17 protein-coding genes and 1 pseudogene are annotated in these 21,793 nt (G+C 71.1%); 9 read left to right on the forward strand and 9 right to left on the reverse strand.

Features of this window, described 5'->3' with window-relative positions; genetic code table 11:
- Window positions 1-41: 41 nt before the first annotated feature.
- The 3 genes from fabG to kce form a co-directional block, all read right to left on the reverse strand.
- Window positions 42-782, reverse strand: a complete 741-nt coding sequence (gene fabG, locus BpN12_RS24225) for a 3-oxoacyl-ACP reductase FabG (RefSeq protein ID WP_246794796.1) — start codon at window positions 780-782, stop codon at window positions 42-44.
- Window positions 783-862: 80 nt separating this feature from the next.
- Window positions 863-2,209, reverse strand: a complete 1,347-nt coding sequence (locus BpN12_RS24230) for an MFS transporter (RefSeq protein WP_246794797.1) — start codon at window positions 2,207-2,209, stop codon at window positions 863-865.
- Between the two features lie 136 nt (window positions 2,210-2,345).
- Window positions 2,346-3,284, reverse strand: coding sequence for a 3,5-dioxohexanoate:acetyl-CoA acetone transferase (gene kce, locus BpN12_RS24235; protein WP_246794798.1), 939 nt, complete (start codon window positions 3,282-3,284; stop codon window positions 2,346-2,348).
- A gap of 363 nt (window positions 3,285-3,647) precedes the next feature.
- On the opposite strand from kce, the gene BpN12_RS24240 reads away from it, so the two are divergent.
- The gene (locus tag BpN12_RS24240) at window positions 3,648-4,676 is read left to right on the forward strand and encodes an AraC family transcriptional regulator (RefSeq protein WP_246794799.1); all 1,029 of its coding nucleotides are present in this window, start codon (window positions 3,648-3,650) and stop codon (window positions 4,674-4,676) included.
- 192 nt (window positions 4,677-4,868) lie between these two features.
- Window positions 4,869-5,309 (forward strand): hypothetical protein, encoded by a 441-nt coding sequence (locus BpN12_RS24245; protein ID WP_246794800.1) that lies wholly within the window; start codon window positions 4,869-4,871, stop codon window positions 5,307-5,309.
- A 10-nt stretch (window positions 5,310-5,319) separates the two neighbouring features.
- Here the strand turns inward: BpN12_RS24245 and BpN12_RS24250 are convergent, their stop codons facing one another.
- A complete protein-coding gene (locus BpN12_RS24250) occupies window positions 5,320-6,318 on the reverse strand; it encodes a hypothetical protein (RefSeq protein WP_246794801.1) in 999 nt (332 codons plus the stop codon).
- A 231-nt stretch (window positions 6,319-6,549) separates the two neighbouring features.
- Here BpN12_RS24250 and BpN12_RS24255 point away from each other — a divergent pair, with 231 nt between their 5' ends.
- Both BpN12_RS24255 and BpN12_RS24260 read left to right on the forward strand, forming a co-directional pair.
- Window positions 6,550-6,846: a hypothetical protein gene (locus BpN12_RS24255; RefSeq protein WP_246794802.1), complete on the forward strand. Its 297-nt coding sequence runs from the start codon at window positions 6,550-6,552 to the stop codon at window positions 6,844-6,846.
- 915 nt (window positions 6,847-7,761) lie between these two features.
- Window positions 7,762-8,193, forward strand: a pseudogene (locus BpN12_RS24260) (cytochrome P450); the annotation flags it as partial.
- A gap of 260 nt (window positions 8,194-8,453) precedes the next feature.
- Here the strand turns inward: BpN12_RS24260 and BpN12_RS24265 are convergent.
- Entirely contained in the window at window positions 8,454-8,630 is a 177-nt protein-coding gene (locus BpN12_RS24265; RefSeq protein WP_042624946.1) for a DUF1328 domain-containing protein, read from the reverse strand.
- 356 nt (window positions 8,631-8,986) lie between these two features.
- Here BpN12_RS24265 and BpN12_RS24270 point away from each other — a divergent pair, with 356 nt between their 5' ends.
- The 5 genes from BpN12_RS24270 to BpN12_RS24290 all read left to right on the forward strand — a co-directional run bounded on the left by BpN12_RS24270 (window position 8,987) and on the right by BpN12_RS24290 (window position 16,663).
- Window positions 8,987-9,544: a lipocalin family protein gene (locus BpN12_RS24270; RefSeq protein WP_246794803.1), complete on the forward strand. Its 558-nt coding sequence runs from the start codon at window positions 8,987-8,989 to the stop codon at window positions 9,542-9,544.
- Window positions 9,545-9,735: 191 nt separating this feature from the next.
- Entirely contained in the window at window positions 9,736-10,551 is an 816-nt protein-coding gene (locus BpN12_RS24275; protein ID WP_246794804.1) for an alpha/beta hydrolase, read from the forward strand.
- Between the two features lie 605 nt (window positions 10,552-11,156).
- Window positions 11,157-12,773: an FAD-dependent monooxygenase gene (locus BpN12_RS24280; protein WP_246794805.1), complete on the forward strand. Its 1,617-nt coding sequence runs from the start codon at window positions 11,157-11,159 to the stop codon at window positions 12,771-12,773.
- The gene (locus BpN12_RS24285) at window positions 12,770-12,994 is read left to right on the forward strand and encodes a DUF2783 domain-containing protein (protein WP_246794806.1); all 225 of its coding nucleotides are present in this window, start codon (window positions 12,770-12,772) and stop codon (window positions 12,992-12,994) included. The genes BpN12_RS24280 and BpN12_RS24285 overlap by 4 nt, the downstream gene beginning before the upstream one ends.
- A gap of 126 nt (window positions 12,995-13,120) precedes the next feature.
- The gene (locus BpN12_RS24290) at window positions 13,121-16,663 is read left to right on the forward strand and encodes an indolepyruvate ferredoxin oxidoreductase family protein (RefSeq protein WP_246794807.1); all 3,543 of its coding nucleotides are present in this window, start codon (window positions 13,121-13,123) and stop codon (window positions 16,661-16,663) included.
- A gap of 296 nt (window positions 16,664-16,959) precedes the next feature.
- Here the strand turns inward: BpN12_RS24290 and BpN12_RS24295 are convergent, their stop codons facing one another.
- From BpN12_RS24295 to BpN12_RS24310, 4 genes are all read right to left on the reverse strand, one after another.
- On the reverse strand, window positions 16,960-18,354 hold the full coding sequence (locus BpN12_RS24295; RefSeq protein ID WP_246794808.1) for an MmgE/PrpD family protein: 1,395 nt from the start codon (window positions 18,352-18,354) through the stop codon (window positions 16,960-16,962).
- Window positions 18,355-18,422: 68 nt separating this feature from the next.
- On the reverse strand, window positions 18,423-19,004 hold the full coding sequence (locus BpN12_RS24300) for an acyl-CoA carboxylase biotin carboxyl carrier protein subunit (RefSeq protein ID WP_246794809.1): 582 nt from the start codon (window positions 19,002-19,004) through the stop codon (window positions 18,423-18,425).
- A gap of 56 nt (window positions 19,005-19,060) precedes the next feature.
- A complete protein-coding gene (locus BpN12_RS24305; protein WP_246794810.1) occupies window positions 19,061-20,551 on the reverse strand; it encodes an acetyl-CoA carboxylase biotin carboxylase subunit in 1,491 nt (496 codons plus the stop codon).
- A complete protein-coding gene (locus BpN12_RS24310) occupies window positions 20,548-21,789 on the reverse strand; it encodes a hydroxymethylglutaryl-CoA reductase (RefSeq protein WP_246794811.1) in 1,242 nt (413 codons plus the stop codon). The genes BpN12_RS24305 and BpN12_RS24310 overlap by 4 nt, the downstream gene beginning before the upstream one ends.
- Between the last annotated feature and the right edge of the window lie 4 nt (window positions 21,790-21,793).

Raw genomic sequence — 21,793 nt, forward strand, 5'->3', positions numbered from 1 at the left:
CTTGCGTCGATGGCCCGCCCGATCGGAGGCGGGCCGCGTGTTCACAGCGTCATGCCGCCCGACACCTCGATCACGGCGCCGTTGATGTAGCTCGCCTCGTCGCTGGCGAGGAACGCATACACGCTGGCGATCTCCTCGGGCTTGCCGAGCCGGCCGAGCGGCACCTGCGCCTGCATCCTGTCGAGCACCTCGCCGGGCATGCCGGCGAGGATCGGCGTCTCGATGAAGCCCGGCGCCACCGCGTTGACGCGAATCCCCTTCGGCCCGAGTTCACGGCTCCAGGTCTTGGTGAAGCCGATCACGCCGAACTTGGACGCCGCGTAGTTGGTCTGGCCGTAGTTGCCGTGGATGCCGACCACCGAACTCGCGTTCAGGATCACGCCGGCGCGCCGCTCGATCATCGAATCGACCACCGCCTGCGTGGCATGGAACACGCCGCGCAGGTTCACGTCGATCACCTCGTCGAACTGCTGCGTGGTCATCTTCTGCAGGCGCGCGTCGCGCGTGATGCCGGCGTTGTTGACGAGCACGTCGATGCGCCCGAAGCGCGCGAGCAGCGCGCCGACCACCGCGTCCACCGCGGCGCGGTCGCAGACGTCGAGGACGAAGCCGAGCGCCTGTGCGCCGGCCTCGCGGCAGGCGCGCACTACCGTCAGCATGGCAGCCTCGTTGCGGTCGCAGACCGCCACCAGTGCGCCCTCGCGCGCGAATCTCAGCGCGGTGGCCGCGCCGATGCCCTGGCCCGCGCCGGTGATGAGGGCCAGCTTGTCGTTCAATCGCATCCGGGGTTCCGTCGATGATGAGTGGGTGAGTTGAGTCATGAATTCCGCGCCGCTCGATGCGGGTGCGCCTGGCGGCAAGGTCAGTGAAAACGCGGCGCCGCGCCCGGCAGCGCGCGGGCCGGATGGTCCTCGGCGCGGATCGCGCGCGCCAGCAGCGGCACCAGGCAGAGCCCGGCCACCGAGGCCGCCACGATCACCTTGAAACCGGCGTCGCTGCGATGGGTCCACGCTTCCACGAGGCCGAACAGGTAGGGGCCGGCGAAACCGCCGAGCAGGCCGACCGTGTTGATGAACGCGAGCCCGGCGGCGGCCTGGATGCCCTGCAGCCGCTTCATCGCCACCGCCCAGTACGACGGCAGGATGCCGCCCGCGAACAGGCCGGTCACGCCGAGCAGCACGATCTGCACGCTCTGGTCGTGGGTGGCGATGAACGCGCCGCCGCTCGCCACCAGCCCGGCCGTCAGCGCGCCGAGGAACGCGCAATCGCTGCTCACGCGCCGATGCAGGCGCGGCAGCACCAGCACGCCCACCAGGAAGCCGAAGCCGACGCTGCTCGACAGCAGGCCCACCAGCAGCGGCGAACTCACGTGCATCTGCGCGACGATCGCCGGCGTGAAGAAGTAGAGCCCGACGAACGCCACCTGGTTGAGGAAATAGATCAGCGCGATCAGCACCGTGGTGGGCCGCCGGATCGCGGCGAACCAGTCGGCGGGCGCATGGCGCGCGTGGCCCTGGGTGGTGATCACGGCATGCGTTTCGAGCGCGCGCGCCTCGTCGGGTGCGAGCCACGCGACGGCGCTGGGCCGGTCCGGCAGCACGAAGTAGAGCACCACGCCGGCCACGATGGTCGGCAGGCCTTCGAGCAGGAACATCCACTGCCAGCCGCGCAGGCCGGCCGTGCCGCCCAGCTGCATCAGCGCCGCGCCGAGCGGGCTGCCGACGATCAGCGCCAGCGACGGCGCCGTGTAGATCCAGCCCACCGCCACCGCGCGATCGCGCGGCGCGAACCAGAGCGTGACCATGTACATCAGCGCCGGGAACAGCCCGGCCTCGGCGACGCCGAGCAGCACGCGCAGCAGGTAGAACGAGGCCGGCCCCTGCACGAACATCATCGCCGTGGACAGCACGCCCCAGCTCACGGCGATCCGCGCGATCCAGCGGCGCGGCCCGACGCGATGCGCGGCCAGGTTGCTCGGCACTTCCAGCAGCGCGTAGCCGATGAAGAAGATGCCCGCGCCGAGCCCGTAGGCCGCCGCGCCGATGCCGAGATCGCTGGCCAGCGCGGCCTTGGCGAGCGCGACGTTGGTGCGGTCGATGAACGACAGGAAATAGATCAGGCACATCAGCGGCAGCAGCCGCGCCATGGCGCGGCGGGTGGCGCGGCGATGCAGCTCGCCGGGTACGGCGTCGACGGTCGGGGTGCTCATGGTGTCTCCGGTAAAAGGCCCGCAAGGGTTGTATGTCCGGCGCGCAAGCAGGGCGAACGCGGCGGCCGCGGGCCGTGGTGTCGTGGTGTCGTGGTGTGGATCGCTGACGGAAATGCGCGCGGCCCGGCCATGACCGCTACAGCGACACGCGCTCGCGGCCCTTGAGCCCGAGCATCGCGCGCGCCTCGTCCGGCGTCGCGATCTCGAACGACAGCTCCTCGAGGATGCGGCGGATCTTGCGCACCTGCTCGGCGTTGGACTTCGCCTTCACGCCGCGCGCGAGGTAGACGCTGTCCTCGAGCCCGACCCGCACGTTGCCGCCGAGGATCGCGCCGAGCGTGACGAGCGACATCTGGTGGCGTCCCGCGCCGAGCACCGAGAAGGCGTAGTGATCGCGGCCGAACAGGCGGTCGGCGGTGGCGCGCATCACGTTGAGGTTCTCGGGATCGGCGCCGATCCCGCCGAGGATGCCGACCACCGACTGGATGAAGAACGGCGGCTCGACGAGCCCCGCGTCGACGAAATGCGCGAGGCTGTAGAGGTGCCCGACGTCGTAGCACTCGAACTCGAAGCGTGTGCCGTCGTCGCGGAACTCGGTGAGGATGTTGCGGATGTCGCGGAACGTGTTCCGGAAGATCATGTCCTCCATGCCTTCCAGATAGTCCTTTTCCCAGTCGAAGCGCCACGATGCGATGCGCGCCGCCACCGGGTGCAGCGAGAAGTTCATCGAGCCCATGTTGAGCGAGCACATCTCGGGCTTGGCCACGCGCGCGTAGGCGAGCCGCTCGTCGAGCGTCATGCGCGTGCTGCCGCCCGTCGAGATGTTGATGACGGCATCGGTGCGCGCCGCGATGGCCGGCACGAACTGCCGGAACACCTCGGGCGACGGCGTGGGGCGGCCGTCGGCCGGGTCGCGCGCATGCAGGTGCAGGATCGCCGCGCCGGCCTCGGCCGCCTCCACGGCCTGCGCCTCGATCTGCGCGGGCGTGATCGGCAGATGGTCCGACATCGACGGAACGTGCGCGGAGCCGGTCACGGCACAGGTAATGATGACCTTGCGGTTCGGGGTGTTCATGGAGCGGTCCTTGGAAAACCGGGCGCGCGGGCCGGCGGGTATCCGTGGGCAGGCGCGCGGGCGGTGCGGAGTGGATGTGGGTGGCGTCGGGCACGGGCGGGCCGATGCCGCTGATTCAGCGTGCCGGCACCCGGGCCAGGACTGGCGACGCGATCGCCATGCGGGCGGCGCGCGCGGGCCGCCGCGCCATGCGAGGGAGGCGTGGGAAGAAGGAATGCATGCGTGTCTCCGGTATCGGTCCGGGGCGGCCGTCGAGCGTCCGTCCCGCGTCTTGTTGATCCGATAATAGTGAGATACGATCCGCCGCGTAAGGTCAATTTCGGACAGAGTGGTGTCCCCGGCGGACATCCGGGAGGGGACGCGATGCCGTCGAAATATCCGTTGCTCAACGAGCGCGTCTACGCGCCGTACAAGATCGCGGCGCTGGTCGAGGTGCTCGCGGAGCAGGGCATCGCCGTGGCGGACAGCCTGAAGGGCAGCGGCGTCGAGCCCGGGCAGATCGACGACGCGTCGGTGCTGACCTCGGTGCGCCAGTACGCGGCCGTCTGCGCGAACGCGGTGCGGCTCTCGGCGGACCCGGCCACGCCGTTTCGCACCGGCGCGCGGCTGCATCTGGCCGCCTACGGCATGTACGGCTACGCGCTGATGTCGTGCCTGTCGCTGCGCGACTACTTCCGGCTCGGCGTCAAATATCACCGGCTCGCCACGCCGACGCTGACGATCGAATGGCACGAGTATCCGGACCGGGCCGTCTGGACCTTTCCCGACGCGTTCGCCTCGAACCTGCCCCACGAGGTGCAGCGCTTCCTGCTGGAGCAGCAGTACACGCAGCACGTCACGCATCTGCAGGACGTGGCCGGGCGCAGCTGCCCGCCGCTCGTCGCGCGCTTTGCCTATCCGGCGCCGCCGCACGCAGCCGTCTACAGCGACTATCTCGGCTGCCCCTGCGAGTTCGACGCCGCGCGCTGCGAGCTGAGCTACGACAGCGCGATCCTCGAGTGCCGGCCGCAGCTCGCGCACCGGCATTCGGCGGCGCTGCTGCAGGAGACCTGCGATCGCCTGATCGGCCAGGACAAGACCTCGTTCGGCGCGTCCGGCGAGGTGTATCAGGAGCTGATGCGCAAGCCCGGCGAGTTCCCGAGCATGGAGGCCGTGGCCGACGCGCTGAAGATGACGAGCCGCACGCTGCGGCGCCGGCTCGAGGCGGAGGGGACGTCGTTCGTGGCGATCGTCGACGACGTGCGCTGCTCGCTCGCCACCGAATACCTGCGGACCACGAAGATGAGTACCGAGGACGTGGCGATGCTGGTCGGCTTCAGCGACACCGCCAACTTCCGTCGCGCGCTGAAGCGCTGGACCGGCAAGGGGCCGGCGGAGATCCGCCAGCAGTGAGCGTGGCCGCCGGCCGGCGCGGGACGCTCCGGGTACGGCGCGCGCCGCGCCGGGCCGCGCGCTGGCTGCACCGCCGCCGATCCAGTATGCTGGCGGCGCGACCGGCCGGCGGCGGCCACGGCCCGCCCGTTGCCGTCGGCGCAGTCGGACCTTCCACCTATCCTTATCGATTCACCGCCTCGGAGCCTCGCCATGCAATCCAGTCACACGCAGACGGCCGCCACCGCGCAGATCCCGCTGAAGTTCCAGGCCGGCTCGGCGAATCAGGTACAGGTGACCAAGTTCGTGATGGTTATCAACGAACAAATGCGCGTCATCGGCGAGCAGCTGGTGCAGGCGCTGCGCAAGCAGGGCTTGCCGGGCAGCCTGAAAATCGTGGGCGCGACGCTCAATCTGATCATCGGCAGCGGGACAGTGGCGGCGGCGCACGAAGCCCACGATGCAGTCGATGCAGTCGATGCGGCACCGGTGGCAAGCAATATCCTGATCATCGCGGCCGCCAGCGAGGTGCGCGCGGCGAGCACCGCGCTGGCCCAGGTCTTCGCCGGTTGGCACAGCACGCCGGGCCTGATCGCGACGGCGCCGGTCTATGCCGGCGGAGCGATCACGCTGCGCGTGAATCTCACGCCTTAAGCGCGGCCCGTCAGCCTTGCCGCCGGAAACGGAACACGCCGAGGTAGCCGGGATAGCGCGCGCGGCGACGCGCGGTGATCGCGAGGCGGGCGCCCCAGAACAGCACGACGAGGGCCGCCACCATCGACACGATCGTCGCCATCGATTCGATCGGCCAGCGCGCGAGTGCGAACGCGCAGCCGCCGAACCAGACCGCCAGCACGGCGAGGACCACACCCGAGTCGAACCCGCCGCGTTCCCGCAGCGCGCGCCAGTGCCACGGATCGACGCCGGCTTCGACGAACACCTGTGCGTCGAACCGCAAGTCCTCGCGAGCCGCCATGCCGCGCAGCAGCGCGACGCGCAGCGCCGCCGCATTGCGAAAGCGCAGGCAGCGCAGCGCACTCTCGCGCAATCGCAGCGGCATCGAGCGCGGCACCAGCTCGCCGTCGGGCAGCCGGTACCAGTAGCTCAGACGCGGCTCGACATACGTGCCGTAGGCGGACGGGATGCGGATGCCGACGTCGTAGGCCAGCACGGGATTGGCGGCCAGCTGCTGCCATTCGAGGTGGTTGCCGTCGTCGGCCGGCCCCGCGCCGTAATGGATGCCGGCCGCGTCGATGCGGACCCAGGCCGGCGCTTGCCGTGCCGCATGTACCAGGTAGAGCGCGAGCCCGGCCAGCGGCGCACCGGTCAGGCCCAGCAGGGCCAGCCGCGTGCCGAGCGCATGACGCTGGGTGCCGACGCCGAGAAACGCGGCGGCCAGGGCGGCCACCCCGAGCATCAGCAGCAGCGCGAGGCCCCAGCACAGGCAGCGGGTCAGCACGCGATCGGGCACGCCATAGAGCGCCGCGGCCGGCCCGGCGCCGGTGGGCAGCGCGATGACGGTGTACGGCGCGGCGTCGGCCACGGGGCGGGGGCCGACCACTGCTGCGGCCGGGCCGGCATGCGGCCGGCGGCCGGCGGCCGGGCCTGGCTGGCTGCGGCGTCGGTCGGTGCGGCGCGGCTTGGCGCGCGGGGTGTCGTGCATGCGGGGGATCCGGTTCAACCGCGGCATGGTGGAGGGCGGGCCGGCCGGTGCGGCGGCCCGCGCGGCCCCGGCGGCGCGATGGCGGGCGGGCCGCGGCGCCCGCTCGCGGCTTCGGCCGTTGGCGATCGGCCGATTGTAGGCGTTCGCGGGGCATGATGGCACACTCGGCACGCGCATCCGCCCATACACGCGCCACGGCGCACCTTGATGCTCGTTTCCGGACCCTCGAATATGAAAACCTATCATCGCGTGAGTCAGGCGCTCTGCCTGCTGGGCTCGGCCGGCTGGCTGATCGCGTTTTTCTGCCTCGATACGAGCGCGGCGCGTGCCGGCCGATTCAGCGAGGCGGGCGCGTATCTGGTGCTGGCCGCCGTGGTGCTGGGCGTGGTGCTGCTGCATGGCGCCGGGCTGGCGCTCGCCCTGACGTTCTCGAAGCATCCGGACCGGCGCGCCGCTGACGCGCGCATCGGGCTCGCGCTCGATGCGCTGCTGGCCGCCGTGCTGGCGATCGCGCTGTCCTCGCACTGAGATTCACTGGCGCCGCCGCATCGTCGGCAGGCCGCCCGGGCGCGACTGAAATAGAATGACGCAGCCGCGCGACGCCTGTGCGCGAGCGAACGACGCCTGCGCCACCTCATCCACCGGGGTCAGCCGCCTCCGCACCGCATCGGAACGCGCGCCCACCGGGCAGAACGGACCTGTCGAATGAGCCATCCCCCGTCCAGCGCAGCAAGCTGTCCGATCCGCCAGCGGCTCGCGCTGCGCCGCCCCCGCCGCCCGTTTTGGCAGCCACCCGCCGCCGGCCTCGATCACTGGCTCGAGATCCAGCGCGACCCGCTGGCGTGGCTGGCCGACATGCACCGGCGCTCGCCCGATCTTGCGGCACTGCGGATGGGGCCGAAGCGGCTCTGGTGCGTGTTCCATCCCGATGCGGTCCACGACCTGATGGTGAACCATCGCGCCGATCTGCGGCGCTGGGAGCCGAGCCTCTGCATCATGCGCCAGTGGAACGGCCGCAGCTTCATGATGCAGGAGGGCGAGGCGGCCCGCCGCCAGCGCCAGACGGTGCGTCCGCATATCCGGCCGCCCGCGGCCAGCGAGATCCGCCGGCTCGCCGGGCGGCACGCCGCCCAGTTCACGGCCGGACAGGCGCTGGATCTGGACCTGGAGATGGCCGCCTACAGCGTCACGCTGGCCGGCCATGCGCTGTTCGATCTCGATCTCGGCCCGAACGCGCGGACCATCGCCAAGGCGGTGCGCATCCTGTCGCGCGTGGCGCTGCTCGAAACCAGCACCGGCCTGCCGCTCGGACACTGGTTCCCGGGCCGGCTGTGTCCGCGCAAGCGCTGGGCGCTGCACGTGATGCGCGCGCAGATCGAACAGGTGGCGCGCGATTCACGGCACCCGCTGGCCGTGCATCGCGACGATCTGGCCACGCTGCTGATGGCCGCGCACCAGGCCACCGGCGCCACGCTCACCTGGGCGCAGCTGCTGCTGGCCCAACATCCCGAAGTGCTGGCCGCGCTGCGTGCCGAACTCGCCACGCTGGACTGGGCCGAGATAACCCAGCTGCAGGATCTTCGCCGCGCGCCGCTGCTGCGCGCCGTGATCCAGGAGACGCTGCGCCTCTATCCGCCGGCCTATGCGCTGGTGCCGCGCCAGCTCGCCCGCGCCATGACCGTGGCCGACACGCCGCTCGCGCGCGGCGACATCGTGATGATATCCAGCTGGATCACGCACCGCGACGCCCGCTGGTTTCCCGAGCCCGAGGCGTTCCGACCCGAGCGCTTCCTGAGCGCGCCGAGCTGGCCGCAAGGCGCGTATTTCCCGTTCGGCCTGGGCGACCGGGCCTGTCCCGGCACCGGAATGGCGATGATGGATCTGGCCGCCTCGCTGGCCTACTCGGTCGAACATTGGGAGCTGACGGTGCTGGAACCGGTGGTGCCGCAAGGCTGGTTTTCGCTGCGGCCGAAGCAGGCGCGTGCATGTCGAACCGCGCCGGCCGGATCGGCGAGACCCGCATCGACCAGAATAGATCGGCGCCATGGTGGCCGAGATGAGGCCGGCAGCGCGAGGCTGCCGGCGGTGATGCGCGCGACGCGCCCGGCAGGGCCGGGCTGCCGCGCAGCGCGCCGCTATTTGACGACGCGCTTGGCCACCACCACGCCGATCACCAGGAAGATGATGCAGAGCACGAGGAACAGGCCGAACAGGAACTTGGCGATCGCGGCCGAGCCGGCGGCGATGCCGGTGAATCCGAACAGTCCTGCGACGATGGCGATCACCGCGAAAATCAAGGCCCATTTGAGCATGGCGATTGGCTCCCGAGAGTTGAGTGGTAGTGGATGCTTGACATGTCGAAGCTCGACGCCGTGTACGGCGAACCGTATCGGCGGTCCGTTCACCATGCAATTGCCGCGCCAGTTCTCGTGATTCGCGCCGCGCGCCCGCGCCGGCGGGCTTGCGCGTCGCGGCGGTTCGTCCGCGCCGTGACCTGCCACCGGGAAGGCAGCCGGTAAATACTACAAACCGGGCACGACCGGCTTGCAAGATTGGCCGCGTCCGCGGGACATGACGCGGCGGGTGCCGCGTGACGACGGTGCCTGCGCGCGGGTGGTATCGAACCTGCTTGCGGTGTCCGGATTCGTCCCATGACAAGGAAACCCTCATGAATCGCTCCCTGGTGCGCCTCGCCGCGCTGGCCGTCGCCGTGTCGGGCGCCGCGCTGCTGCTCAACGGCTGCGGCCTGATCGGCGGCAAGCGCGGCAACGCGGCCGTGCCGCAACCGGCCAGGCCCGTCGATCTCGATCGCTATCTCGGCCGCTGGTACGAGTTCGCGCGCTACGAGAACCGTTTCGAGCGCGATTGCGACGGCGTGACCGCCGATTACACGCGGCGCGCGGATGGCCTGATCGATGTCGTCAACGCCTGCGCGCGCGATGCCAACGGCGCGCCGCGCGTCTCGAAGGGCCGCGCGAAGCCGGTGGCCGACAGCGACGGCGCGAAGCTGAAGGTGTCGTTCTTCGGCCCGTTCTATATCGGCGACTACTGGGTGCTCGACCACGCCGACGACTACAGCTGGTCGATCGTCGGCGAGCCGTCGGGGCGCTTTCTCTGGCTGCTGACGCGCGAGGCACATCCGTCCACGCTGCTGCGCCAGCAGCTCGTCGCGCGTGCGGCGGAACTCGGCTACGACACCTCGCTGCTGCGGATGACGGCGCAGTAGACGTCCGGTCCGGTTGTCGGTTGCTGCTTGCCGGCCGCCGGGCCGCCGCCGTCAGGTCAGGGGCTGGTCCACGGTGCCGGCACGAACGCCGCGCGCGCTTCGTCCCGGCCCGCCGCGATGCGCGTCGGCCGCGCACGCCGCCGGCCGGCTTCGTATACTGGCGCGTCCCCATTCCGAAGCGCCGACCCGCAATGTCTGTCAAACGGATTGTCATGGCCGGCTTCATGATCGCCGCCGGCGTCTACCTGGCCGCGGCCGCCGCGCTGTACCTGTTGCAGGACCGCATGCTGCTGCCGTCGACGCCGCGCGTCGCCGACCCGCGCGACCTGCCGCATCCGGGCGAGCGCATCGAGCGCTGGCGGATTCGCGGCGACTATGCCGGCTATGTCGTCACGCCGGACGGCCCGGCACCGCGCGGCACCGTGATCGTCTATCACGGCAACGAGGAATCGTCGGAGACCAAGCTGCCGCTCGCGGACGTGTTCGCGCACGCCGGCTACCGCGTGGTGATCGCCGAATACCCGGGCCACGGCCGGCGGCCCGGCCCGCGCACCCTGCGCGCCGCGCTGGCCGCCTCGCGCGACGCGCTCGCGCAGACGCTGGCGAGCTGGCCCGGCGAGGTCTGGCTGGTGGGCGAATCGCTGGGCGCCGGCATGGCCGCGCGGGTGGTGCAGGGCAACGAGCAGGCGCTGGCCGGCGTCGCGCTGATCACGCCGTGGGACACGCTCGCCTCGGTGGCGCGCGAGCAGTACCCGGCGTTCCCGGTGCGCTGGCTGCTGCACGACCCGTTCGATTCGATCGCGGCGACCGCCGCCTACCGCGGCCCGCTCGTGATCATCGGCTCGCAGCGCGACACGCTGATCCCGGTGGTGCACGCCGAGCGTCTGGCCAGCGCGCATCCCGGAAGCCGCCTGATGCTGCTGCCGGAGGCGAACCACGACAACTGGTTCGACGCGATGACGGCGCCGCGCTGGCAGCAGGTGCTGCGCTGGATGGGGGCGGCGTGAGGTGGTGAGGGGCAGACGGTGTCGGCAAGATATTGCCGGACCGTTCGCATCAGAAAGGAAAACGCGCAGCGGGCAGGCCGAAGCCGGATAGCCGCCGGATAATAACCAATGCGGCGATCCGGATTTATCCGCTTCAGTATCCAGTTCCGTCAGTCAATCGTCCCCTGTCAATCACGAATGCGTGGCCCCGCCGTCATGATTCGACGGACCCAAAAATGAAACGACAGCCACCGATGGTTTCGAATCGAGCCATGCGAGTCGGCCTGCGCATTTCACGCCGTTGTCATCTCCGCGATTTTCTTGCTGCCACGCGTCCTTGAGCCCGTGAATCGACGCCATCGCGGCAGTGGTGGCGGCCGCGCCGGTGGCGCGCCATTACGGGTCAAAGCACGCCGAATTGGCCAATCATTTTGTTCTTCGGAAAAAAATTAATGTAGGTTGCGATTTATATTCTTGCGATCTAATATCGTGCTGCATTGCGCCACGCGACAAGCTTTTCAAGCCGTTTTTCATGAAGCGGTCTTTTGGAGTGCTTACCGATGCACAATCCCCCGCATTTTTCCTATACACGCCCAGCGGAGCTGGATCAGGCCGAAACGAGGCGGGTGCCAGTCATCATCGTCGGTGCCGGCCTGATCGGTCTGGCGATGGCCTGCGATCTAGCGCAGCGCGGCGTCGCCTCCATCGTACTCGAGGCGCGCGACGCACCGATAGATGGATCGCGAGCGATCGTTTTTGCGCAGCGCAGCCTGGAAATCCTCGGTCGGCTGGACATCGGCGCCCGGATACTCGACAAGGGCGTGAACTGGAAGGTCGGCCGGCTGTTTCATCGGACCCGCGAGGTGTTCAGCTTCGACTTCCAGCCCGAGCCGGGATTCGCGTGGCCGGCCTTCGTCAACATCCAGCAGTCCTACCTCGAGGAATGGCTCGCGCGCGCCTGCGCGGACAGCGGCCTGGTCGAGCTGCGCAGCCGGCATCGCGTGAGCGGCGTCGATAGCCGCGCCGACGGCGCCGCCGTGACGATCGAAACACCCGACGGCGAGTACCGCCTCGACTGCGACTGGCTGATCGCTTGCGACGGCGCGCGCTCCTCGGTGCGCAGGGTGCTCGACCTGCCGTTCGTCGGCGAGATGTTCCCGGACCGGTTTCTGATCGTCGACATCGAGATGCCGAACACGACGCTGCGCGCCGAGCGGCGTTTCTGGTTCGATCCGCCGTTCCACCCGAACCGCTCCGTGTTGCTGCACAAGCAGCCCGACAATCTGTGGCGGGTCGACTTCCAGCTCGGCGCCGACGCGGACGTGGCCGCCGAGCGCGAGCCCGAACGGGTGGAACGCCGGCTGCGGGCCATGTTCGGCGAGCAGGCGTCGTTCCGGATCGACTGGCTCAGCATCTACACGTTCCGCTGCCGCCGGCTCGAACGGTTCGTCCATTCGCGCGTGGTGTTCGCCGGCGACAGCGCGCACGAGCTGAGCCCGTTCGGCGGGCGCGGCGGCAACGGCGGGCTGCAGGACGTCGACAATCTCGGCTGGCGCATCGCGGCGATCGTCCGGCACGGCGCGAGCGCGTCGCTGGTCGAGTCCTATAGCGAGGAGCGCGTGTTCGCCGCCGATGAGAACATCCTCAATTCCACGCGCAGCGCGCGCTTCATTTCCCCCGAGAGTCCGTCCGTCGACGTGCTGCGTCAGGCGGCACTGGCGCTCGCGCGCACCACGCCGTTCGGGCGCGCATTGGTCAATTCGGGGCGCCTGTCGCGGCCGTCGGTGCTGAGCGGGGTGGGCCAGTTCGCGGACACCGCCGCGCTGTCCGGCGTGCTGCCGCCCGGCTCGCCCGCCGTCGACGCGCCGGTGCGCCGCAACGGCAGGCCCGACTGGCTGCTCGCGCATCTCGGTGGCATCGGCTACACGCTGCTCGTCTACGGCCTGCCCGAGCCCGACGCGCTGGCGGCCCTCGACGCGCTGCCGCGCAGCCACCCGTTCACGGTGGTGGTGGTCACCGCCGCGCGGCCTGCCGACGGCCACGGCGTGCACACGGTGCTGTGGGACCACGAGGGCTTCGTGGCGCTGCGCTACGGCCTCGCGGAGGGCTACGTCCTGCTGCTGCGGCCCGACCAGCACGTGCTCGGTGCGTTCGAGCGGCTCGACGCGCCGCGCCTGTACGCCGAGCTGCATCGTGCCGTGGGCACGCCGATGCCGGTTTCGACCACGGAGAGCCAGCCATGACCACGATCGACGGCCTCGCCAGCGGCCTGCCCGGCGCCCGCGTGCCGGAACTGGCCGATCCGGACGCCTGCTTTTCGATGCTCGCCCAGGCCTGCCGCGATCTCGACGCGCAGCAGGGCCACCTGTTCCATGCCCAGCTGGTGCTGGTGCTGATGCACTACATCGCCGATCCGGGCGTGCTGCGCGAGGCGATCGAGATCGCCCGCGCGGGCCTCGACTGAGGCGCCACCGCCGACCGTCCGGCGCCGCGCACGGTGCCCCCGCGGCGCGCCGCCCGGCCGCCGCGACGGTCTCTTCATGCTTCATCCGATGCAGTACGGACATCACCTGTACGAGGGCGAGAAGCCATGTCGACGAGTACCGAACACAGCGACGCCATCTACCGGCGCGGCATCGACGAACCGCCGGGGCGCATCTTCCTGAGCGGCCAGCAGGCGCTGGTGCGCATGCTGCTCGCGCAGGCCGCCGCCGATCGCGCGGCCGGTTTTCATACCGCGGGCTTCGTGAGCGGCTATCGCGGCTCGCCGCTCGGCGGCGTCGATCACGAACTCTGGCACGCGCGCGAGCGCCTGGAAGCGGCCCACATCCGCTTCCAGCCGGCGATCAACGAGGACCTCGCGGCCACCGCGCTGATCGGTACCCAGCGCGTCGAATCGGACGAGACGCGCCGCTACGACGGCGTATTCGGCATGTGGTACGGCAAGGGTCCAGGCGTCGACCGGTCCGGCGACGCGCTGCGGCACGGCAATGCGTACGGGTCGTCGCCGCACGGCGGCGTGCTGGTGGTGACGGGCGACGATCACGGCTGCGTGTCGTCGTCGATGTCGCATCAGTCGGACAACGCGCTGATGGCGTGGGGCCTGCCGGTGATTCATCCGTCCGGGCTCGCCGACTACGAGCGCTGCGGGCTGTGGGGCTGGGCGCTGTCGCGCGCGAGCGGGCTGTGGGTCGGCTTCAAGGCGGTGACCGAGACCGTCGAGGCATCCGCCTCGATGCCGACCTTCGCGCCGCCGCGCTTCATCATGCCCGGCATCGACACCGGCCCGGATGGCCTGCACTGGCGCTGGCCCGACCTGCCGGGCATGCAGATCGAGCGGCGCCATCCGCACAAGCTGCGGGCCGCGCGCGCGTTCATGCGCGCCAATCCGCTCGACGAGGCGGTGACCACGCCGGCGCGCCCGGCGCTCGTGATCGCGGCGGTCGGCAAGGCCTATCACGACGTGCGCGAGGCGCTGCGGCGCGGCGCGGTCTCGCTCGACCAGCTCGAGCATGCCGGCGTTGCGCTGATCAAGGTCAACGTGGTTCATCCGCTGTCGCCGCTGCTGGAGATCTGGGCGCAGCGCGCAGCGCGCGTGCTGGTGGTCGAGGAAAAGCAGGGCGTCGTCGAGAAGCAGCTCAAGCAGAGCCTCTACAACGCGCGCCATGACCACCGCGCGACCATCGTCGGCAAGCTCGACGAGAAGGGCGCGCCGCTCGTGGCGGAAGTCGACGAACTGCGGCCGTCGCGGCTCGCGGCGCTGCTGGCGCGCCAGCTCAAGCCGTTCGGCGTCACGTTGACGGTGCCGCCCGAGTGGCACGGCACGCCGGCGCCGCGCTCGCCGGACTGGCTGCGCCGCACACCGTATCTCTGCTCCGGCTGTCCTCACAACAGCTCGACGCGACTGCCGGAAGGCAGCGAGGCGCGCCTCGGCATCGGCTGCCATGCGATGGCCGCGCGCATGCCCGAGCGCGCGACTTCGGGCAGCGTGCAGATGGGCGGCGAAGGCGTGGACTGGATCGGCCAGGCGCCGTTCGTCTCGCGGCCCCACGTGTTCCAGAACCTCGGCGACGGCACCTTCTTCCATTCCGGCTATCTGGCGATTCGCCAGGCGATCGCGGCCGGCGCGTCGCTGACCTACAAGCTGCTCTACAACGACGCCGTCGCGATGACCGGGGGGCAGCCCGTGGACGGCCAGCTGACCGTGCGCAAGGCCGCCGAACTCGTGCAGAGCGAGGGCGCGCGGCGCGTGGTGGTACTGGCCGACGATCCCGCCCGCTATCGCGACGAGGGCAGCCTGCCGCGCGGCGTCGAGCTTCACCATCGCGACCGGCTCGACGAGATCCAGCGGCAGCTGCGCGAGACGCCGGGCGTGACCGTGCTGATCTTCGACCAGGTCTGCGCGACCGAGGCGCGCCGGCGCCGCAAGCGTGCGCCGCCGGCCGCGATCCAGACGCGCGTGGTGATCAACGAGGCGGTGTGCGAGGGCTGCGGCGATTGCCAGATGCAGTCGAACTGCCTGTCGGTGGTGCCGTCCGACACGCCGTTCGGGACCAAGCGCAAGATCGACGTCCATTCGTGCAATACCGACCAGTCCTGCGTGAAGGGTTTCTGCCCGAGCTTCGTGACGGTCACCGGGGCACCGCGCCCGCGCCGTCGCGACGACGCGCTGCACGCGAGCGTGATCGCGCGCGCCGAGGCGCTCGCCGCGCCGGTGCCGCCACGCTTCGACGCGCCGTATGAAATCATGCTGGTGGGCGTGGGCGGCACCGGCGTGGTGACGGTGGCGGAGACCATCGGCCTCGCGGCGCACCTGGACCGGCGCGCCGTGAGCGTGCTCGACTTTACCGGCTTCGCGCAGAAGGGCGGTTCGGTGCTGAGTCACATCCGCATCGCGCGCGAGGCTGAATTGCTGTTCCAGCACCGGATCGACCGGGGCGGTGCCGACGCGCTGATCGCGGCCGACCTGCTGGTGGCCACCGAGGACGACGCGCTCGCCTCGCTCGCGCACGGCAGGACCCGCGTCGTCGCGAACACCGCGCAGACCCAGACCGGCGCGATGCTGCGCGATCCCGACGCGCACATCGACAGCGAGGCGATCCGGCAGCGGATCGAGGCCGCCGTGGGCGCCGCGCGCTACGACGCGATCGATGCCCAGGCGCTTGCCACCGCGCTGATGGATCCACTGCAGGCGAACATGATGCTGTTCGGCTATGCGTGGCAGCGCGGCCTGGTGCCGGTGTCGTTCGCCTCGCTGCAGCACGCGCTGCAGTTGCAGGGCGGCGCGGCGGCCAAGTATCTGGCGTTCTCGTGGGGGCGCCTGTGGGCGGCCGATTCCGCGTTCGTCGGCCAGCAGCTCGGCACGAGCGCCGCCGTGGCCGTGCCGCAGTGGCAGCCGGTGAGCTTCGTGTCGCGCCGCGGCGAGCCGCTCGATGCCGTGATCGACCGGTATGCGACCTATCTCGAGCAGTACCAGGACGCGCGTTACGCGGCGCGCTACCGGCATACGGTGGAGCGCGTGCGCGCCGCGTCGGCCGCGCTCGATGACGAGTCGCTGGCCGCCGCGGTCGCGCGCACGCTGTTCCGGCTGATGGCGGTCAAGGACGAATACGAGGTCGCGCGCCTGCATACCTCGAAGGCGTTCCTGGCGTCGCTGCGCGAGCCGTTCGCGGGCCGCGTGTCGCTGACGTTCCACCTCGCGCCGCCGGTGCTCGACGCGCTGTCGGCGCGCCGCGGGCAGCCGCCGCGCAAGCGCGCGTTCCCCGGCTGGATCCTGCCGGGCCTGCGGCTGCTGGCGGCCGGGCGCGTGCTGCGGCACACACCGTTCGATCCGTTCGGCTGGAGCGCCGAGCGGCGCGGCGAACGGCGTCTCGCGAGGGACTACGTGCGCACGCTCGAGCAGCTGCTGCCGAAGCTCGGTCCCGACACGCTCGCCGAGATGCGCGCCTGGGCGCAGGCACCCGAGACGATTCGCGGATACGGGCACGTGAAGGCCGCCACCATCGATCGCGTCCAGGCGCGGCAGCATCAGCTCGTCGAGCGGATTCTGAATGCGTCGGCGGCCGGCGACGCGCGCGTGGCGGGCGCCCCGGCGCCGGCGTCCGGCGAGCGGCGCACCGAGACGGTCGGCTGACGGCGCCCGGCCGATGAGGGAAGCCGCCGGGCGGCCGATGCCGCCCGGTGCCGGCGCGGCAGTTGCGCACGAGCGGAAAACCGGACGGCAAGGCGGGCAGGGCAATATCGGCCCGGGATGACGGGGAGCGCGGGAGACGCCGGGCGGCACGGCCCGAGAGAGAGGCCTGAGAGAGAGGCCGAAAAGCACGCCGGAAAGCGGGACGAGAACCTGGCGAAGCAGCGGGACGAAGCACGGCCAGCAGGAACCGCCGCCCGGCAGCCGGCCCGCCTGGCCCGGCCACCGGACGCCGCGTGTCAGGCCGGCGCGTACAGCAGCGCGGCGAGTTGCGCGAAGGCCGGGTTGCGCGCCGGCCGGTCGAGCACCCAGTCGACGATCGCCGTGCGGTTCGCCTCGACATGCGGCAGGCCCGCGTAGGCGACGCATTTGTCGAACTTCGCGATCAGCTCGGTCAGGCTCATCGGGTTGCGCGGGTTGCCCTTGGCATACGACACCTCGCCCGACAGCCGCGCACCGTCGACCAGATGGATCGCGATCTTGATCTTGCCGTGCGTGCCGAGTTCGGGCCGTTCGCAGTCGGGGTCCACGCTCGGGCGGATCTTGCGGCTCAGCGCGATCACCTCGGGGCGCCGGATCGCCTGTTCGGTGAAGTCGCCGATGAACAGGTCGCCGGTCGCGAGCACCGTCGCGACGTTGTAGGCGATGCTGAAGCGCGCCTCGACGACGCTGGTGGGCGCCTGCTTGCGCTCCACCGGCGCGCTGACCAGATCGAAGATCTGCTGGTTGGTGCGGATTTCGACGAATTCGATCGCGGCCGCGTCGAGCCGCCGGCCGCCGGTGAGTTCGAGCGCGAGCGCCGCCGCCGAGGTGTTGGGCCGGCAAGTGGGGAACGGCTTGAACGCCAGCCCGTCGATGTTGGCGAATTCGGTGCCGAGGCCGGCATCGATCGTCTCCAGCGCCGAGCCCGGTTCGAACGCCGAATAATAGCCCCAGCGGCCGCTGAGGAAATCGCGGGCGCCGGTGAAGCCGTGCGACGCGAGCACCACCGCGCGCACGGCGTTGGCGGCCACCAGCCCCTGCTGGTAGAACACCGTCGGCGCGCCGTCCACCATGCACTGGGTCTCGCCGAGCGCGGAGGTGTAGGCGATTCCCATCGCCGCGTGCAAGCGCTCGCCCTTGAGCCCGTACAGGATGCCGGCCGCGGCGGTGGCGGCGATCACCTTGCACAGATCGTAGCGGCCGCTTTCGAGCAGGGTCTCGCGGCGCGCCCGCGACAGGCGCAGCGACAGGTCGAGCCCGGCGATGTAGGCGCTCAGGAACGCCTGGCGATCGACGGCGTCGCCGCGCAGCTCGGCGACGGCCAGCAGCGGCGGCAGGATCGCGACGCTCGGATGGGTGCCGAGCGGATCGGCCACGTCGTCGAAATCGAGCGTGCGCGCCGAGGCGCCGTTGAGCAGCGCCGCCGACGGCGCCGGCAGGCGGCTCGCGCGACCGATCACGCGCGCCTCGGGCGTGCCGCCCCAGTGTTCGATCACGCCGGCGAGCAGGGCCGCCTCGGGATCGCGCGAGCCGGCGATCGTCACGCCGAGGATGTCGATCAGCGAATGGGTCGCCATCTCGATCGCGGCGGGATCGATGGCCGCGTAGGCGAGGGTATCGCAGTACTCGGTGATGCGGGATTCGAGGCTCACGGCAGCTCCATGGAGTAGGGAAGAAGTGAGGCAAACGCGGCGCACGGCACGGCATCGGCCGTGCCGGTTCATTCCGGCTCGAGCGGCGCCTCGCCGAGGCTGACGAGCCGCGCGCCCGCCTCGACGTTCTGCGCGAGCGCGACATGCACGGCGTCGATCCGGCAGCGTCGCGGCGCGGTCAGCGTCATCAGCATCTTCATGGCTTCGATGCGCAGCACGGGCGCGCCTTCGTCGACGATCTGCGCCTCGCCGACCAGGATCTCGGCGACGCGGGCCGGCATCGGCGCGAGGATCGCCGTGAGCGCGGGGCCGCCTGTCGAGCCGCCGGCACGGCGGCGCCGGCCGCGCGTCTCGATGCTGCGGCGGATGCCGGCGCTGTCGAGCGTCAGCGTGCCGTTCGCGGCCGGCGTGACGAACGCCTCGTGGCGCGTGCCGCCGATTTCGGCCACCAGCCGCACGCCGCCGCCCGGCAGCGGCTGCCGTTCGACGAGCCGCAGCAGCACGGCGCGGCCGTCGTCGAAGCTGGCCCGGAACGAATCGGCCTCGAGCGCGCGGATCTCGATGCGCGCACCCGGCGTATCGTCGGGCGCGTCGCCGAACGCGCAGGTGTGGTGGGTCTGCGATCGGGGCGATGATGGGGACGCGGTCATGGGCGGCGCTCCTCGGGCCGATGGTCGATAGTCGATGGGCGAACGCGGCGGCGCGTTCACGAGGTCCAGGCGCGCCGGTCGTTGCGCATGACCCATGGCGAGGGCGCCGCCTGGCTCGCGACGGCCGGCTCGCCCGCCGCGGGCGACGCGGCGCCCAGATGCAGGGCCAGCGCCGCGAACAGCTGCAGCCGCTCGGCGGCATCGGCCGGCAGCCCGTGCGCGGAGGGGAAATCGCGCGTGACCGACAGGTCGTAGCGGCCGTCGCGGAACGGCGGATGGTCGAGCAGCCAGCGATGGAACGGCAGGTTGGTGCTGAAGCCCGCGATCACGAGTTCGCGCAGCGCGTCGCGCGCACGGGCCAGCGCGAGCTCGCGCGTGGCGCCCTCGACGATCAGCTTCAGGCAGAGGCTGTCGAAGCGCGTCGACTGCAGCGCGCCGGCATGCACGCCCGAATCGACGCGGATACCCGGCCCCTCGGGCACGCGATAATGCTCGACCCGGCCGCCGGTGGGCAGGAAGCCCGCGTGCGCATCCTCGGCGCAGACGCGGAACTCGAGTGCGCAACCGCGTGGACGCAGGTCGGCCTGCCTGAGCTGCAGCGTCTCGCCCGCCGCGGCGCGCAGCATCTGCTCGACGATGTCGACGCCGCAGAGGCTTTCGCTGACCGGATGCTCGACCTGGATGCGCGCGTTCATTTCGATGAAGTAACAGTCGTCGCCGTCGACCAGGAATTCGACGGTACCGGCGCTGTCGTAGCCGACCTCGCGCGCCACGGCGAGCGCCCAGCCGTGCAGCCGCTCGCGCAGCGCGTCGGCCAGCGCGGGCGCCGGCGCCTCCTCGACGATCTTCTGACGCCGCCGCTGGACGCTGCACTCGCGCGTGCCCAGATGCAGCAGGTTGCCGTGGCGGTCGCCGAGCACCTGCACCTCGATGTGGCGGATTCGTTCGCCGAGGAACCGCTCCAGGTAGATCTCGTCGCTGCCGAACGCGAGCCGCGCTTCCTGGCGCACTTCGGCCAGCGCGGCGCCGAGCTGCTCGCTGCGCTCGACCACGCGGATGCCGCGCCCGCCGCCGCCGAGCGCGGCCTTGATCAGGACCGGAAAGCCGATCGTGGCCGCCGCGGCCGCGGCCTGCGCGTCGTCGGCCACGGTCGCGCCCGGCACCACCGGCACGCCGGCACGTTCGGCAACGGCGCGCGCCTCGACCTTGTCGCCGGTCAGCCGGATCGCCTCGGCGTGGGGGCCGACGAACACCAGTGCCTGCGCCGAGCAGGCGGCCGCGAACGTCGCGTTCTCGGCGAGCGGGCCATAGCCCGGCGCGACCGCGTCGGCACCGACCGCGCGCGCGATCGCGATCACGTCCTCGATCAGCGTGGCGGGATGCCAGGCCTCGATCGGGAACGCCAGATCGGCGGCGTGGACGAAGCCCGCGTGGCGATCCTCGTCGGTATGGATCGCGACCGTCTCGATGCCGAGCAGGCGGCAGGAGCGAATCAGGCGCAGCGCGATCTCGCCGCGACAGCAGAGCAGGACACGCCGCAGGCTCATGGGGTCAGCTCCGGGAGAGTGTGGCCCGGCTGAGCGGTCGGGGCCGGTTCCAGCCCGCGCCCGAGCACCGTGTGCGCGCGCGTGAATTCGCCGGCGCTGACCGCGCCCGCGACCGACACCTCGCCCGCCAGCGCCACGGCCGCGGCGATCTCGGCGAGCTTGCGCGCGTCGTCGTCACAGCCGAGCATGCGCAGGCATTCGCGTTGCGCGGGCAGCCGCGTGCCGCCGCCCACCACGCCGACGATCAGGTTCGGCAGCGTGACGGCGGCCAGCAGATCGCCGTTCTCGTGTACGTCGAACGACGTGCAGGCGTTCTTGAACGACACGGTCACGAACGCCGGATCCTGCCCGCAGGCGATGAACAGCGCGCTCAGCGCGTTGGCCACGTGGATGTTGGGCGCGGTTGCGCCGCGCTGCGCCAGCAACGTGTTGCAGGCCTGCAGGAAGCGGCGCATGCGGGCCGGGGTGGTGCGCAGGCGCGCCTCGATCAGCGTGGCCGGAATCCGCACGCTGGCCGACACGTAGCGCCCCTTCGCCTGATCGGCAACGAAGCGCTTGTCGCCGCCGAGCGTGTTCAGGTAGCCCTCCACCAGCGCGGCGCAGTGCTCGGCGATGTAGCGGCAGGCGGCCTCGTTCGCCTTGGTCGCCATGTTGAGCCCCATCGCGTTGCCGGTCTCGTAGGTAAACGCGAGGCCGACCAGATCGCCCTGCAGCAGCGGCGTGAGTTCGAGCAGCCGCGCGTGGCTGCTGGTGGCATTCGCCGCCGCGACCACCTCGGCGGCATGCTCGCGCAGCCAGGCATCGAAGGCGCCGGCCTGGTCCGCCGAACGCAGCACGATCGCCGAGACCTTGGTGAGCGCGTCGCCGAGGAAGCGATAGACGGGCCGCGCCTCGGCGGGCTGCGCGTTGTCGAGCAGCGTGGTAGTGCAGCCGCCGCTCTCCGTGATCAGGTTCATGCCGCGCGAGAACGACGCGACCAGCGCGCCCTCGGTCGTCGCGAGCGGCACCACGAAGTCGCCGCGGGCGCGGCTGCCGTTGATCCGCAGCGGCCCGGCGATGCCGAGCGGGATGCCCACGAAGCCGGTGAAGTTCTCGCAGGTGCCGCGCACCGCCTCGGGCGGCACGCTCGCGCCGCCCAGATGCGGAAAGCGCTCGCCGGTGGCGGCCTCAACCCAGCGCAGGCGGGCCTCGATCTGGGCGGCGTCGTAGTCGTTGCGTGGATCTCTCGGAATTGCCATGGGT

Origin of the sequence: Burkholderia perseverans (genome assembly GCF_022870505.1) — a bacterium.
Taxonomy (GTDB): domain Bacteria; phylum Pseudomonadota; class Gammaproteobacteria; order Burkholderiales; family Burkholderiaceae; genus Burkholderia; species Burkholderia plantarii.

Excerpts from the sequence above, each read along its gene's own strand:
- fabG (WP_246794796.1), bottom strand. The coding sequence starts at position 782 with ATGCGATTGAACGACAAGCTGGCCCTCATCACCGGCGCGGGCCAGGGC.
- BpN12_RS24230 (WP_246794797.1), bottom strand. The coding sequence starts at position 2,209 with ATGAGCACCCCGACCGTCGACGCCGTACCCGGCGAGCTGCATCGCCGC.
- kce (WP_246794798.1), bottom strand. The coding sequence starts at position 3,284 with ATGAACACCCCGAACCGCAAGGTCATCATTACCTGTGCCGTGACCGGC.
- BpN12_RS24240 (WP_246794799.1), top strand. The coding sequence starts at position 3,648 with ATGCCGTCGAAATATCCGTTGCTCAACGAGCGCGTCTACGCGCCGTAC.
- BpN12_RS24245 (WP_246794800.1), top strand. The coding sequence starts at position 4,869 with ATGCAATCCAGTCACACGCAGACGGCCGCCACCGCGCAGATCCCGCTG.
- BpN12_RS24250 (WP_246794801.1), bottom strand. The coding sequence starts at position 6,318 with ATGCACGACACCCCGCGCGCCAAGCCGCGCCGCACCGACCGACGCCGC.
- BpN12_RS24255 (WP_246794802.1), top strand. The coding sequence starts at position 6,550 with ATGAAAACCTATCATCGCGTGAGTCAGGCGCTCTGCCTGCTGGGCTCG.
- BpN12_RS24265 (WP_042624946.1), bottom strand. The coding sequence starts at position 8,630 with ATGCTCAAATGGGCCTTGATTTTCGCGGTGATCGCCATCGTCGCAGGA.
- BpN12_RS24270 (WP_246794803.1), top strand. The coding sequence starts at position 8,987 with ATGAATCGCTCCCTGGTGCGCCTCGCCGCGCTGGCCGTCGCCGTGTCG.
- BpN12_RS24275 (WP_246794804.1), top strand. The coding sequence starts at position 9,736 with ATGTCTGTCAAACGGATTGTCATGGCCGGCTTCATGATCGCCGCCGGC.
- BpN12_RS24285 (WP_246794806.1), top strand. The coding sequence starts at position 12,770 with ATGACCACGATCGACGGCCTCGCCAGCGGCCTGCCCGGCGCCCGCGTG.
- BpN12_RS24290 (WP_246794807.1), top strand. The coding sequence starts at position 13,121 with ATGTCGACGAGTACCGAACACAGCGACGCCATCTACCGGCGCGGCATC.
- BpN12_RS24300 (WP_246794809.1), bottom strand. The coding sequence starts at position 19,004 with ATGACCGCGTCCCCATCATCGCCCCGATCGCAGACCCACCACACCTGC.
- BpN12_RS24305 (WP_246794810.1), bottom strand. The coding sequence starts at position 20,551 with ATGAGCCTGCGGCGTGTCCTGCTCTGCTGTCGCGGCGAGATCGCGCTG.
- BpN12_RS24310 (WP_246794811.1), bottom strand. The coding sequence starts at position 21,789 with ATGGCAATTCCGAGAGATCCACGCAACGACTACGACGCCGCCCAGATC.